The sequence below is a fragment of the Pseudomonas brassicacearum genome (assembly GCF_009601685.2).
Taxonomy (GTDB): domain Bacteria; phylum Pseudomonadota; class Gammaproteobacteria; order Pseudomonadales; family Pseudomonadaceae; genus Aquipseudomonas; species Aquipseudomonas kilonensis_B.
Genome location: NZ_CP045701.2, coordinates 1,494,352 through 1,507,313, shown reverse-complemented (window position 1 = coordinate 1,507,313; position 12,962 = coordinate 1,494,352). Strand labels below are relative to the sequence as shown.

The 12,962-nt window shown below is 61.4% G+C and carries 14 protein-coding genes; 6 read left to right on the top strand and 8 right to left on the bottom strand.

Features of this window, described 5'->3' with window-relative positions:
• Nucleotides 1–61 precede the first annotated feature (61 nt).
• Together GFU70_RS06565 and GFU70_RS06560 are read right to left on the bottom strand one after the other, a co-directional pair.
• Entirely contained in the window at nucleotides 62–1,054 is a 993-nt protein-coding gene (locus tag GFU70_RS06565; protein ID WP_058545712.1) for an NAD-dependent epimerase/dehydratase family protein, read from the bottom strand.
• 85 nt (nucleotides 1,055–1,139) lie between these two features.
• Entirely contained in the window at nucleotides 1,140–2,039 is a 900-nt protein-coding gene (locus tag GFU70_RS06560; protein WP_058545713.1) for a LysR family transcriptional regulator ArgP, read from the bottom strand.
• A gap of 97 nt (nucleotides 2,040–2,136) precedes the next feature.
• Here GFU70_RS06560 and GFU70_RS06555 point away from each other — a divergent pair, with 97 nt between their 5' ends.
• The 4 genes from GFU70_RS06555 to GFU70_RS06540 all read left to right on the top strand — a co-directional run bounded on the left by GFU70_RS06555 (nucleotide 2,137) and on the right by GFU70_RS06540 (nucleotide 7,469).
• Nucleotides 2,137–2,739: a LysE/ArgO family amino acid transporter gene (locus tag GFU70_RS06555; protein ID WP_058545714.1), complete on the top strand. Its 603-nt coding sequence runs from the start codon at nucleotides 2,137–2,139 to the stop codon at nucleotides 2,737–2,739.
• Nucleotides 2,740–2,914: 175 nt separating this feature from the next.
• Nucleotides 2,915–3,511 carry a superoxide dismutase gene (locus tag GFU70_RS06550; RefSeq protein WP_058545715.1) on the top strand — a complete coding sequence of 199 codons (597 nt, stop codon included), beginning with the start codon at nucleotides 2,915–2,917 and terminating at the stop codon, nucleotides 3,509–3,511.
• A gap of 293 nt (nucleotides 3,512–3,804) precedes the next feature.
• Nucleotides 3,805–5,856: a putative bifunctional diguanylate cyclase/phosphodiesterase gene (locus tag GFU70_RS06545; RefSeq protein WP_058545716.1), complete on the top strand. Its 2,052-nt coding sequence runs from the start codon at nucleotides 3,805–3,807 to the stop codon at nucleotides 5,854–5,856.
• A 269-nt stretch (nucleotides 5,857–6,125) separates the two neighbouring features.
• Nucleotides 6,126–7,469: an imelysin family protein gene (locus GFU70_RS06540; protein ID WP_153387756.1), complete on the top strand. Its 1,344-nt coding sequence runs from the start codon at nucleotides 6,126–6,128 to the stop codon at nucleotides 7,467–7,469.
• Between the two features lie 238 nt (nucleotides 7,470–7,707).
• Here the strand turns inward: GFU70_RS06540 and GFU70_RS28890 are convergent, their stop codons facing one another.
• The 4 genes from GFU70_RS28890 to GFU70_RS06520 all read right to left on the bottom strand — a co-directional run bounded on the left by GFU70_RS28890 (nucleotide 7,708) and on the right by GFU70_RS06520 (nucleotide 10,293).
• Nucleotides 7,708–8,943 (bottom strand): RNA polymerase sigma factor, encoded by a 1,236-nt coding sequence (locus GFU70_RS28890; protein ID WP_058545718.1) that lies wholly within the window; start codon nucleotides 8,941–8,943, stop codon nucleotides 7,708–7,710.
• The gene (locus GFU70_RS06530; protein ID WP_058545719.1) at nucleotides 8,943–9,419 is read right to left on the bottom strand and encodes an SRPBCC family protein; all 477 of its coding nucleotides are present in this window, start codon (nucleotides 9,417–9,419) and stop codon (nucleotides 8,943–8,945) included. The genes GFU70_RS28890 and GFU70_RS06530 overlap by 1 nt, the downstream gene beginning before the upstream one ends.
• Nucleotides 9,420–9,446: 27 nt before the next feature.
• Nucleotides 9,447–9,791 carry a YciI family protein gene (locus tag GFU70_RS06525; RefSeq protein WP_058545720.1) on the bottom strand — a complete coding sequence of 115 codons (345 nt, stop codon included), beginning with the start codon at nucleotides 9,789–9,791 and terminating at the stop codon, nucleotides 9,447–9,449.
• A 67-nt stretch (nucleotides 9,792–9,858) separates the two neighbouring features.
• Nucleotides 9,859–10,293 carry a YybH family protein gene (locus GFU70_RS06520; protein WP_058545721.1) on the bottom strand — a complete coding sequence of 145 codons (435 nt, stop codon included), beginning with the start codon at nucleotides 10,291–10,293 and terminating at the stop codon, nucleotides 9,859–9,861.
• A 142-nt stretch (nucleotides 10,294–10,435) separates the two neighbouring features.
• Here GFU70_RS06520 and GFU70_RS06515 point away from each other — a divergent pair, with 142 nt between their 5' ends.
• Nucleotides 10,436–10,921 (top strand): GNAT family N-acetyltransferase, encoded by a 486-nt coding sequence (locus tag GFU70_RS06515; protein ID WP_058545722.1) that lies wholly within the window; start codon nucleotides 10,436–10,438, stop codon nucleotides 10,919–10,921.
• Between the two features lie 35 nt (nucleotides 10,922–10,956).
• Complete coding sequence (locus GFU70_RS06510) at nucleotides 10,957–11,562, top strand: pyridoxamine 5'-phosphate oxidase family protein (RefSeq protein WP_116643804.1); 606 nt, start codon at nucleotides 10,957–10,959, stop codon at nucleotides 11,560–11,562.
• Nucleotides 11,563–11,573: 11 nt separating this feature from the next.
• Here the strand turns inward: GFU70_RS06510 and GFU70_RS06505 are convergent, their stop codons facing one another.
• Both GFU70_RS06505 and GFU70_RS06500 read right to left on the bottom strand, forming a co-directional pair.
• Nucleotides 11,574–12,062, bottom strand: a complete 489-nt coding sequence (locus tag GFU70_RS06505; RefSeq protein ID WP_116643017.1) for a GyrI-like domain-containing protein — start codon at nucleotides 12,060–12,062, stop codon at nucleotides 11,574–11,576.
• Nucleotides 12,063–12,141: 79 nt separating this feature from the next.
• Nucleotides 12,142–12,804, bottom strand: a complete 663-nt coding sequence (locus tag GFU70_RS06500) for a LysE family translocator (protein WP_116643018.1) — start codon at nucleotides 12,802–12,804, stop codon at nucleotides 12,142–12,144.
• Between the last annotated feature and the right edge of the window lie 158 nt (nucleotides 12,805–12,962).

The following is a 12,962-nucleotide window of genomic DNA, read 5'->3' as shown; positions in this document are numbered from 1 at the left end:
CGGGGCGATCAGCGGGCGTTCGGTGGCCTGTATGGCGCCGAAGTTGAGCTAACAGAACTAGTCATACAGGCCACTGCCCCTTCCACCAGGCACAAAATTCATCGAGGGCGGCCCACAGGCTGACCTGCGGATCGTAATCGAGATAATGCCGGGCCCGGCTGATGTCCAAGGTGAAGTTTTTGTTCATGACCTGCATGCCCAGGCGCGACAGCGTCGGTTCGGGGCGCCCCGGCCACAATTTGCAGAAACCTTCGTTCAGCGCCGCGACACTGTAAGCCAAGCCGTAGGAACGATAACGCCGGACCTGTGGGACTTCCATCTGGCGCATCACATAATTGACCACATCCCACAGCGGAACCGGTGCCCCATTGCTGATGTTGTAGGCCTTGCCCAACGCTGAGTCGGTAGCCAGCAGGCTGCTGAGTAGCGCTTCGTTGAGGTTTTGCACGCTGGTGAAATCCACTTTGTTCAGCCCGTTGCCGACAATCGCCAGGCGCCCCTTGCGCTGCATTTTCAACAGGCGCGGAAAAATGCTCATGTCACCGGCGCCAGTCACGAAGCGCGGGCGCAGGGCCAGCACTTCGAGGCCGAACTCCTGGGCGCCGAAGACTTTCTGCTCAGCCAGGTATTTGGTGGCGGCGTAAGGGTGCTTGAAGCGCTTGGGCACTTGCTCTTCGGTCAACCCGAGGTGGTCACGACCGTCGAAATAGATGGACGGCGAGGACAGATGAACCAGGCGGCGAACCCTTTGCTTGAGGCAGGCCTCGACGACATTTTCCGTGACCTGGACATTGCCCTGGTGGAAATCCTGGTAGCGGCCCCAGAGCCCCACGGAGCCGGCGCAATGCACCACGGCCTCGACATCCAGGCACAAATCGCGGGCCAGCAACGGGTCGCTCAGATCCCCTTGGACAAACTGTGCACCGCGACGCACCAGGTGTTCCACACTCTCGGCCCGGCGACCATTGACCCGCACATCCAGGCCTTGCTCCAGGGCGAAACGCGCAAAGCGTCCGCCAATGAAGCCGCTCGCGCCGGTGACCAGAATTTTCATGAATACTCCTAAGAAATGCGGTTACGAGCCTCGCGCTACAACCTGCAAATTTATCTGTGCGCCGCTTTTACCTGCAGCTTGACGTCTACGGCGCCTCCCAAGGCACCAGCCACTGCCGGGAGGAGCGGATCAACTGCTCGGTCAACAAGCCGAGCAACTGCCCGCCATTGCGCCAATGATGCCAGTACAGCGGCACATCGATCGGTTTATCTGCCAGCAACTCCACCAGCACGCCTCGCTCCAGCTGTTCGCGCGCTTGCAGTTCCGGCACGAGCCCCCAGCCCAGTCCGATTTCAGCAAGACGTATGAAACCTTCGGACGAGGGGCACAGATGATGCTCGAAACCGCCCTCCACGCCCACGGACGCGAGGTAGCGATGCTGCAGGAAATCATCCGGGCCAAACACCAATGCCGGCGCACGGGCCAGTTGATCGGCCCGCACCCCGCCGGGGAAATGCCGGGCGATGAATGCCGGGCTGGCCAGCGCCCGGTAGCGCATCGCCCCCAGCAAAACACTACGGGCGCCCGCCACCGGACGTTCGCTGGCGCAGACACACGCCGCCACCTCACCGGCGCGCATGCGCTTGAGGCCAACGGTCTGGTCCTCCACCACCAGGTCAAGCAGCAGGTGATGCTCGGCGCAGAAATCGCCCACGGCCGCCGCCCACCAGGTTGCCAGGCTGTCGGCGTTCAAGGCGATGCGCAAACGCTCCGGCAGGCCCTCTTCATCCAGGGCCGGCACCAGGCTTTGCAGGTCGCGCTCAAGCAGGCGCACCTGTTGCACGTGATTGAGCAGCCGGCGGCCGATCTCCGTGGGTGCCGGCGGCGTGGCACGTACCAGCACGGGCTGGCCGACGCGCGCTTCCAGCAGTTTGATCCGTTGGGAAATGGCCGATTGCGACAAACCCAATACCTGGGCCGCGCGCTCGAAACCGGCCTGCTCGACGACGGCAGCCAGGGCGGAGAGCAATTTGTAGTCGAACATCAGTTTTCCTAATGAGCGATCAGCAGGATTGGTTTTTCTTATACAACTCTTCACAGGAGAATGGCCAGCATTCGTACACAAACCGGGGATCAAACCTATGTGGCAAAGTTATATGAACGGCCTGCTGGTGGCCCTCGGGCTGATCATGGCCATCGGCGCCCAGAACGCATTTGTGCTGGCCCAGAGCCTGCGCCGCGAACATCATCTACCCGTGGCGGCGCTGTGCGTCACGTTCGATGCGCTGCTGGTCGCCGCCGGGGTTTTCGGCTTGGCGACCTTGCTGGCCCAGAGTCCGTTGCTGCTGTCGATAGCCCGCTGGGGAGGCGCGGCGTTCCTGCTCTGGTACGCCAGCCTGGCCCTGCGCCGGGCCTGCTCGAAGCAAAGCCTGCAACAGGGCGAAAACCAGGCCGTGCGCTCGCTGCGGGCGGTGCTGCTCAGTGCGCTGGCGGTGACGCTGCTCAACCCCCACGTCTACCTCGACACCGTGCTGCTGATCGGTTCCCTCGGTGCCCAGCAGAGCGTGCCCGGCGCCTATGTCGTGGGCGCGGCCAGTGCCTCGCTGCTGTGGTTCTTCACCCTGGCCTTCGGCGCGGCGTGGCTGGCCCCCTGGTTGGCTCGGCCAAGCACCTGGCGGATTCTCGACCTGCTGGTGGCGGTGATGATGTTTACCGTGGCGGTGCAATTGATCGTCAACGGCTGATTATTCCAAACCGCTCTGGAACCTCTATTCCACACAGTTGTTGCGTGGTTATGCCGCACCCCCGGTGCTATGATCCGACTCCTGCGCCGCAAAGAGTACAAACTCCCCGGCGCTAGTCTGGCCGCCCGTGATCGGCCTTGCGCTCACCGCAACTGACCTGATTAGGAGAATCACCATGGCTTTCGAATTGCCGCCGCTGCCCTATCCACACGATGCACTGCAGCCGCACATCTCCAAAGAGACTCTGGAATACCACCACGACAAGCACCACAACACCTATGTCGTGAACCTGAACAACCTGGTGCCTGGCACCGAGTTCGAAGGCAAGACCCTGGAAGAAATCGTCAAGACTTCCTCGGGCGGTATCTTCAACAACGCCGCTCAGGTCTGGAACCACACTTTCTACTGGAACTGCCTGGCGCCAAACGCCGGCGGTCAACCAACCGGCGCACTGGCTGAAGCCATCGACAAGGCCTTCGGTTCGTTCGACAAGTTCAAGGAAGAATTCAGCAAGACGTCCATCGGCACCTTCGGTTCCGGCTGGGGCTGGCTGGTGAAAAAGGCTGACGGTTCCCTGGCCCTGGCCAGCACCATCGGCGCCGGCAACCCGCTGACCAGCGGCGACACTCCGCTGCTGACCTGCGACGTTTGGGAACACGCCTACTACATCGACTACCGCAACGTTCGTCCGAAATACGTCGAAGCGTTCTGGAACCTGGTCAACTGGAAATTCGTCGCCGAGCAGTTCGAAGGCAAAGCCTTCACCGCCTAAGCGCCGATGCCAGACAAGAGAACCCGGCATCGTGCCGGGTTTTTTTTGCCGGGCAAAAATGACCGCAGGCAAATACCCAGGGCCTGGAACCCAAGAAAAAATCCCTGGAGGCCTCAAGTTGCGGCCCCTTCCAACCGACACAATGGTCGTAGAGCAATCACTCTGGAAAAAACGTACATCGGTCAGGTTTCAAGCGAAAACCCTTGTGTTTGATTGTCCCTTTGACTGACATCACAGGATTGCCAATACTCATGGCAACTTGACGCTACCCGCACGGAACAAGGAACCACTCTTTGAAGCTGGAACTCAAGAACAGCTTGTCTGTGAAGTTGCTCCGGGTCGTGCTCCTCTCGGCATTGATCGTTGGCATGGTCTTGAGCTGCGCCCAGATCGTGTTCGATGCCTACAAAACCAACCAGGCCGTCGCCAGTGACGCCCAGCGGATCCTCGACATGTTCCGCGATCCTTCGACCCAGGCCGTCTACAGCCTGGACCGGGAGATGGGCATGCAGGTGATCGAGGGCCTGTTCCAGGACGAAGCCGTACGCATGGCTTCCATCGGCCATCCCCGCGAAACCATGCTCGCCGAAAAAACCCGGCCCTTGCAGCACTCCGAGAGCCGCTGGCTGACCGACCTGATCCTGGGCAAGGAGCGCACCTTCACCACACAACTGGTGGGACGCGGGCCCTACAGCGAATATTACGGCGACCTGAGCATTACCCTCGACACCGCCACCTACGGCGAGGGCTTCATCATCAGTTCGGTGATCATTTTCATTTCCGGGATGCTACGGGCCCTGGCCATGGGCCTGGTGTTGTACCTGGTCTATCACTGGCTGCTGACCAAACCGTTGTCGCGGATCATCGAGCACCTGACCGAAATCAACCCTGATCGCCCCAGCGCGCACAAGATCCCGCAGTTGCGCGGCCACGAGCAAAACGAGCTGGGCCTGTGGATCAATACGGCCAACCAACTGCTCGAATCCATCGAGCGCAACACGCACCTGCGCCACGAAGCGGAAAACAGCCTGTTGCGCATGGCCCAGTACGACTTCCTCACCGGCCTGCCCAACCGCCAGCAGTTGCAACAGCAACTGGACAAGATCCTGGTAGATGCCGGGCGCCTGCAACGCCGGGTGGCGGTGTTGTGTGTGGGGCTGGATGATTTCAAGGGCATCAACGAACAGTTCAGCTATCAGACCGGCGACCAACTGCTGTTGGCCCTGGCCGATCGGCTGCGAGCCCACAGTGGTCGGCTCGGCGCACTGGCACGGCTGGGGGGCGACCAGTTCGCCCTGGTCCAGGCCGACATCGAGCAGCCTTACGAGGCCGCTGAACTGGCCCAGAGCATCCTTGATGACCTGGAAGCACCATTCGTCATCGACGATCAGCAAATCCGCCTGCGGGCCACCATCGGCATCACTCTGTTCCCCGAAGACGGCGACAGCACCGAGAAACTGTTGCAGAAAGCCGAACAGACTATGACCCTGGCCAAGAGCCGCTCGCGCAATCGCTACCAGTTCTACATTGCCAGCGTCGACAGTGAGATGCGCCGCCGTCGCGAACTGGAGAAAGACCTGCGCGAGGCCCTGGCCCTCGAGCAGTTCAGCCTGGTGTACCAGCCGCAGATCAGCTACCGCGACCTACGGGTGGTGGGCACCGAAGCCCTGATCCGCTGGCACCATCCCGAGCACGGCCTGGTGCCGCCGGACTTGTTCATTCCCCTGGCCGAGCAGAACGGCACCATTATCGCCATCGGTGAATGGGTATTGGACCAGGCTTGCAGGCAGTTGCGCGAATGGCACGACCAGGGCTTCCTCGACCTGCGCATGGCGGTCAACCTGTCGACGGTGCAACTGCACCACGCCGAACTGCCGCGGGTGGTGAACAATCTCCTGCAGATGTACCGGCTGCCGCCGCGCAGCCTGGAGCTGGAGGTCACCGAGACCGGCCTGATGGAAGACATCACCACCGCTGCCCAGCACTTGCTGAGCCTGCGCCGCTCCGGGGCGCTGATTGCCATCGATGACTTCGGGACCGGCTATTCGTCCCTGAGCTACCTCAAGAGCCTGCCGCTGGACAAGATCAAGATCGACAAGAGCTTCGTCCAGGACCTGCTCGACGACGAGGACGATGCAACCATCGTCCGGGCCATCATCCAGTTGGGCAAGAGCCTGGGGATGCAGGTCATTGCCGAGGGCGTCGAAACGGTCGAGCAGGAAGCCTACATCATCGCCGAAGGCTGCCACGAAGGTCAGGGCTATTACTACAGCAAACCGCTGCCGGCACGGGAACTGGGCGCTTATCTGAAGCAGGCCGAGCGTAGCAAGGTTTCCATCATCTGATTTCTCCCCCGGGCGCCAGGCCTTTGTAGGCGCTGGCGAAGCCTGCGATCTTTGGTTTGTTCGCTTGGGATTCAAGCGTCAGCGCATAGATCGCAGCCTCGCTTCGCTCGACAGCTCCTACGGACGTGCCTGCAGGCGCCATCTCGTATCATCAAATAAGAAATATTTACACCTGCACCCTTTACACATAATGCAAATCTTTCGCATTATGTCGCAGTTTTGCGCACCCTCGCGCCTGTCCCATCCATTACCGAAGCAGGATGTTCGCCATGATTCGTATGCCCCTGGCTACCGCCAGTCTGCTGGCCATCGCTATTTCCCTCGCCGGTTGCGGCGAAGGCAAAGACAAGGCCGCCGCGCCGCAAGCGCCAACGCCTGCCGCCAGCACCACGGCACCGGTCGCCCCTGCTGCTGCCGGCAAAATCGACGAAGCTGCCGCCAAGGCCGTTGTCGCGCACTATGCCGACATCGTCTACGCCGTCTACAGCGATGCCGAATCCACGGCAAAAACCCTGCAAACCGCCGTCGACGCGTTCCTGGCCAAGCCGAACGCCGAGACCCTGAACGCCGCCAAGGCTGCCTGGGTCGCCGCACGCGTGCCTTACCTGCAAAGCGAAGTGTTCCGCTTCGGCAACACCATCATCGACGACTGGGAAGGCCAAGTGAACGCCTGGCCCCTGGACGAGGGCCTGATCGACTACGTCGACAAATCCTACGAGCACGCCTTGGGTAACCCGGGCGCCTCCGCCAACATCATCGCCAACACCGAAGTACAGGTCGGCGAAGACAAGGTCGACGTGAAAGACATCACCCCGGAAAAACTCGCCGGCCTGAACGAGCTGGGTGGTTCCGAGGCCAACGTCGCCACCGGCTACCACGCCATCGAATTCCTGCTGTGGGGCCAAGACCTCAACGGCACCGGCCCGGGTGCCGGCAACCGCCCGGCGTCCGACTACCTGGAAGGTGCCGGCGCCACCGGTGGCCACAACGACCGGCGTCGTGCCTACCTCAAGTCCGTGACCCAATTGCTGGTCAACGACCTGGAAGAGATGGTCGGCAACTGGAAGCCGAACGTGGCCGACAACTACCGCGCCACCCTGGAAGCCGAACCCGCCGAAAGCGGCCTGCGCAAGATGCTGTTCGGCATGGGCAGCCTGTCCCTGGGTGAACTGGCGGGCGAGCGCATGAAGGTGTCCCTGGAAGCCAACTCGCCAGAAGACGAGCAGGATTGCTTCAGCGACAACACCCATAACTCGCACTTCTACGATGCCAAGGGCGTACGTAACGTGTACCTGGGCGAATACACTCGCGTCGACGGCACCAAGATGACCGGCGCGAGCCTGTCGTCCCTGATCGCCAAGGCCGATCCGGCCGCGGACACCGCGCTCAAGGCCGACCTGGCCGACACCGAGGCCAAGATCCAGGTCATGGTCGATCACGCCAACAAAGGCGAGCACTACGACCAACTGATCGCCGCCGGCAACACTGCCGGCAACCAGATCGTGCGCGATGCCATCGCCGCACTGGTCAAGCAGACCGGTGCGATCGAACAGGCTGCGGGCAAGCTGGGCATCAGCGACCTGAACCCGGACAGCGCTGATCACGAGTTCTGATCAACATCGGCGACTAAAAAAGGCGACCTTCGGGTCGCCTTTTTTTGTCTGATGCCCGTCACTCAGGAGAAATAGAGCCGAAAACCGTTCTTGTGGCGAGGGGATTTATCCCCGCCCGAGTGCGCAGCGCTCGCCAACAACCGTCGGCGCTACACAGAATTTCAGGATTGCTTCGCAATCCAACGGGGATAAATCCCCTCGCCACAGATTTCGGTGCTTGCTGGCCCTTGGTGAGTCATCACTGCAACCCCGCAAGCCGCCCTTCGATAAACCGCCGCTCCGGCAATTGCTGCGTCAACTCAAGCGCGCGTCGATACGCCGCCCTCGCCTCGTCCAATCGTCCCAGTTGACGACAGAATTCCGCCTGCGCCGAGTAGGCCAAGTGATAGTCGAGTAACTCCCCACGCCCCAGGATCGCCTCGACCAGGCGCAAGCCAGCCTCTGGCCCATCGCGCTTGGCCAGGGCGGCGGCACGGTTGAGTTCGATCACCGGCGACGGCACCGCGCGCAGCAGCACATCATAAAGCCCGACGATCTGCGGCCAATCGGTCTGCTCTGCCGCCGGCGCTTCGGCATGCACCGCCGCAATCGCCGCTTGCAGGCAATACGGCCCGAACCGGCGGGTCTTCAGCGCGGCTTCCACCAACGCACAGCCCTCGGTGATCAGCTCGGCGTCCCACAAGGATCGCACCTGTTCATCCAGCAGGATCAGTTCACCGGTCGATGACGTTCGTGCCGGGCGCCGGGATTCGTGCAGCAGCATCAACGCCAGCAATCCCATGACCTCGGCCTCGGGCAGCAACTCCATCAGCAGGCGCCCGAGGCGGATGGCTTCGCGCGTCAGGTCCTCGCGGGTCAGCTCTGCACCCATCGAGGCCGAATAACCTTCGTTGAACACCAGATAGATCACCCGCAGCACGCTGTCCAGCCGTTCCGGCAGCTCCGCGCGGGACGGCACCTGGTAGGGGATCCTGGCATCGCGAATTTTCGCCTTGGCCCGCACGATGCGCTGGGCAATGGCCGCCGGGGCGGCGAGGAAAGCCCGGGCGATTTGCTCGGTGGTCAAGTCACAGACTTCCCGCAGCGTCAGGGGCACCTGGGCATCGGCGGCCAGGGCCGGATGGCAACAGGTGAAAATCAGCCGCAGACGATCGTCTTCCACGTCCTCATCACTCCAATCGGCCTGCTCCAGCTCCTCGAGTTGGGCGATCAACAGCGGACGGGACGCGGCAAAACGCGCGCGCCGGCGCAAACCGTCGATGGCCTTGAAACGCCCGGCAGACACCAGCCAGGCTCGCGGGTTGTCCGGCACCCCGTCGCGCTGCCAGCGCTCGACCGCAATGAAGAAGGCCTCATGCAAAGCTTCTTCGGCGAGGTCGAAGTCTCCCAGCAGGCGAATCAGTGTCGCCAGGATCCGCCGCGAGTCTTGCCGATAAACCTGCTCGACCCGCGCCTTGACCGTTTCGGCCGACATCAGTCGGGCATGCCTTGGGTAACCAATGCTTCAAGCCGGTCCAGGCTCTGGCCCCACCCCTCATGGAAGCCCATGGCTTCGTGTGCCTGACGATCCTCCTCGCTCCAATGCAGGGCACGGGCGGTGTAACGGGTTTTACCGTCCACCTCCTCGAGCAGTACCTCAGCGGTCATGAAGGCCTTGCCGGAGGGAATCCAGCCAGGCACGAACGCGTCAGTGAACACCAGGCGCTGCGGGGCGAGGATTTCCAGGAACACGCCCATGGTCGGGTATTCACTGCCGTCGGGCGCGCGCATCAGGGTGCGAAATTGACCGCCGACCCACAGGTCCATTTCACACTCAGGCGTGGTCATGCCATGGGGCCCCCACCATTGGACCAGCAAGGCTGGCTCGGTCCAGGCGCGGAAAATTTTCTGACGCGGGGCGTCGATCATTCGGCTGATGGATAACGCGTAAGTGGCAGCTGCAAGGTTCATGAATGAAATCCTGTTTGTGCTTGTTGTTCAGGGGTTCAGTTGGCGTACCGGTCGCACTTCGACGCAGCCGACCCGGGCCGCCGGGATATTGCCGGCGACCTGGATGGCTTCGTTGAGGTCCTTGGCATCGATCAGGTAGAAGCCCGCCAGTTGCTCCTTGGTTTCGGCGAACGGGCCATCGGTGATCGACAGCTTGCCGGCGCGCATGCGCACCGTGGTGGCGGTCTGCACCGACTCCAGGGCTTCGGCGGCCAGCATGCGCCCACTGCCCTGGATCGATTCGGCATAGGCCATGCACTCGGCGTCCTCCGGGCTGTCGGGCGAGTTGTGCAGCGTGTGTTCGTTGCTATACACCAGGCATAGGTACTTCATGGAAGGCTCCGTAAGAGGACTGATCAACTATGGACGGCAGAATGAGGCTCGGCAAAAAAACCGACGATCAGGGTTGCAGGTCGAACAGCGTCGTACCCGCCATCGGGTCGAACGGCGCAGACCAATGTTCATGGACGATCCGCCATTGCCCGGCTACACGCTGGTAGCAGGCCGTCACGCGCATCCAGCAGGCCTGCTCCTCGCCTTTGTCGTTGGTGCCGCCGCAATAGGCCAGCCAATGGGCGAAGGCGATGTTCTCGGCCGGGGTAATCTTGACCTGATGGAAGTCGAACTTGTGCGGGCCGGGGCACATTTCCATGCAGGCTTGCCAATGGGCCCGGTAAGCGGCCTTGCCCTTGAATTGCAAGGCCTGGATGGCATCGAACGAGACGATGTCTTCGTCATAGAGCGCCATGACCTTTTCAACGTCCTTGGCCATGACGGCTTGGCGATAGGTGTCGATCAGGGCCTGGATTTCAGTTTCAGTGGCTTGGGTATTCATGGTGATTCTCCGCAGGTTTTTTGTTGAAGACACCCTTTGTCGTTTGGAGAAACCGCGAATCGACAACCCAACAAAAATAATTCAAAGAAAAAAATTCGTTAGAATCCAGATCCTATTCTGCTGGCAAACAACGGACGTTTTTGTGACCGCTCAGCTCGTCCCCTACGAAGACCTGACTCCGCTTCAACGCGAACAGGTCAGCGCCATCGAAATCCATCCCGGACAGATCAAGTTCGCCGGCGATATCCACGGTGCCCTGCACACGCTGCTGTCCAAGCCCAGCCCCGGGGTCAAAGGGTATGCGCTCTTGGCTGAAGAGGTGCCGGTGGCCTTCCTGCTGCTCAAGCGCCCGCCGGTATTGCCCGCCTGGGCCAATGAACACAGTGCCACCCTGCATGCCCTGCAAGTTGACCATCGGGCCCAGGGCAAAGGTTATGGCAAGGCCTGCCTGCAGGCGCTGCCCGCCGTGGCGCGAGCCGCCTGGCCGGAAATCCGCGGGCTGGAGCTCTCGGTTGACGCCGATAACGACTCGGCCATCGGCCTGTACACCCGGCTGGGCTGGGTCGACATTGGCGAAGCCTACAAGGGCCGCATCGGTTATGAGCGGCGGATGGGGTTGGTGTTTTGATGGACCTTGACCCATAGACTCGGGATGAATGGATGATGTTGACGTCGATTGAACAGTTGGAAGCCCTTTATGGCCTGCCCCACGAACGGGCAGTGCGCAAACAGATCCCCTTCCTGAACGAGGATTATCAGGCGATGGTCCGGGCCTCACCCCTGGTGGTCATCGGTTCGGCAGGGCCCGACGGACTTGATAGCTCGCCCCGGGGCGATGTGCCGGGTTTCGTGCAGGTCCTCGACGAGCGCACCCTGGCCTTGCCGGATCGCCCCGGCAACAACCGCATCGACACCCTGCGCAACGTCCTGCACGATCCGCGGGTATCGCTGCTGTTCCTCATTCCCGGAATTGGCGAGACCTTGCGGGTCAACGGTACTGCCCGGATCAGCGCCGAACCCGCACTGCTGGAGCGTTTTGCCGTCAATGGCAAGCCGGCTCGCACCGTACTGCTGGTGGCGGTCGAAGCGGCGTTTTTCCATTGTTCCAAAGCCATGGTGCGCTCAGACCTGTGGAACCCGCATCGCCACCTCGAGCGCTCGGCCCTACCCAGCGCCGGGGCGATCCACAAGCGCTTGAATGATGGGCAATTCGATGCCGAGACTTATGACCGTGAAGCAACTGCGCGGGTGCAGGCCAGCTTGTACTGAAGCAGCGACGATCAGCTCGGCTTGAGCGGTATCCAGATCTCCAGGGTGCCTTCGCCGGTCCTGGGATTGAAGTCCTCGCTGTAGCGCTCGAACTCTGGTAATTGCGCCGCGGTATGGCCGGAATGCGGCAGCCACTCGTTCCAGATGTATTGGAACGTGTCCGGTAGTAGTTTCAACGGCCCCTTGTGTTCGAAGACGGCGTAATACCCAGGCTGGATTTCGATCCAGCGGTATTGTTCCGGCAGATCGTCGAGCCGGCCTATCTCCACGCCGGCGATGTATTCGAACCCACCCTTCCCGTCTGGGTTGCAACACACCCCGTAGGTCACTTCATCTTTCTGCCCTGGCACTTTGCCGAGCCAGGGCAGGAACTTTTCCCAGAGCAAAGGGATATCTTGGGCTGTGTCCTGGGTAAACCGGGCACCAAAGCCGGCGATGAGCTGAAAACGTCCCTGTTCAAAGCGTGGTTCGGCGGTGTAATCGCGTTTGTGCTTTTCCATGCGGCAACACTCCAGCAAACGTGAAGTCGGGCTTGGCAGTATAGAAGCCAAACCGTAATTGCCAGGGTCGTTTCGCTGGTCAAATGCCCGGCAAGACGCCGGCGACGGCCTTTGCGACGAACTCGTTGTACCCAGAAACAATCACGTACACCGCGAAATAACAGAAGATCGCCGCGGATGCCCAATAGGAGTAACGCAACAGTTTATCCCCCAACAGTTTGCCGCCCTGGGTCGCCGCCAGGCACAGGGCCGCGCACCACAACAGCCCGGCGCAGAGAAAACCGCTGAGGAACAGCGCCGAGCTGAGCAAGGTTCCGCCGCCCGAACGCGCGATCAGCGTACCGCCCACCGCAGCAAACCAGAGGATGGCACTGGGCGATGACATGGCCAGGAAAATCCCGCGAAAGAACTCCTGGCGCGAGGAGTTGCCCTGCACCTCGCTGGCCTCGGCGAGCACGGCGCTGTGATAGATCGCCGAATGGATCATCTTCGCCGCGAAATACAGCAACAGCACCGAGCCACCCAGCCACAGCACCCAGCGCACCGCTTCGTATTGCAGCAGGACCGTCATGCCCGCCAGGGCCAGGACGGCGTAGACCAGGTCGCCCACGCAGGTGCCCAGGCCCAGGGCGAAACCCTGGAAATAACCGCGCTGCATCGCCAGGGTGATCATCGCGATATTGGCCACGCCAATGTCCAGGCACAGGGAGAGACTCAGCAGGAAACCGCTGGAAAATTCCATCATTCATTCCGTTCGATTGGGTACAGCGAATTCAACTGCCCGCAGCCGGCGTTGATGGCTGCGTGGCGAGGTCGACAGTGTCGTCGAAAATAGTTGCGCACCGCTACTGGACAATCCGATATCCGCCCGATTATCTTGCGCCGCAGGCCACCGCAGTG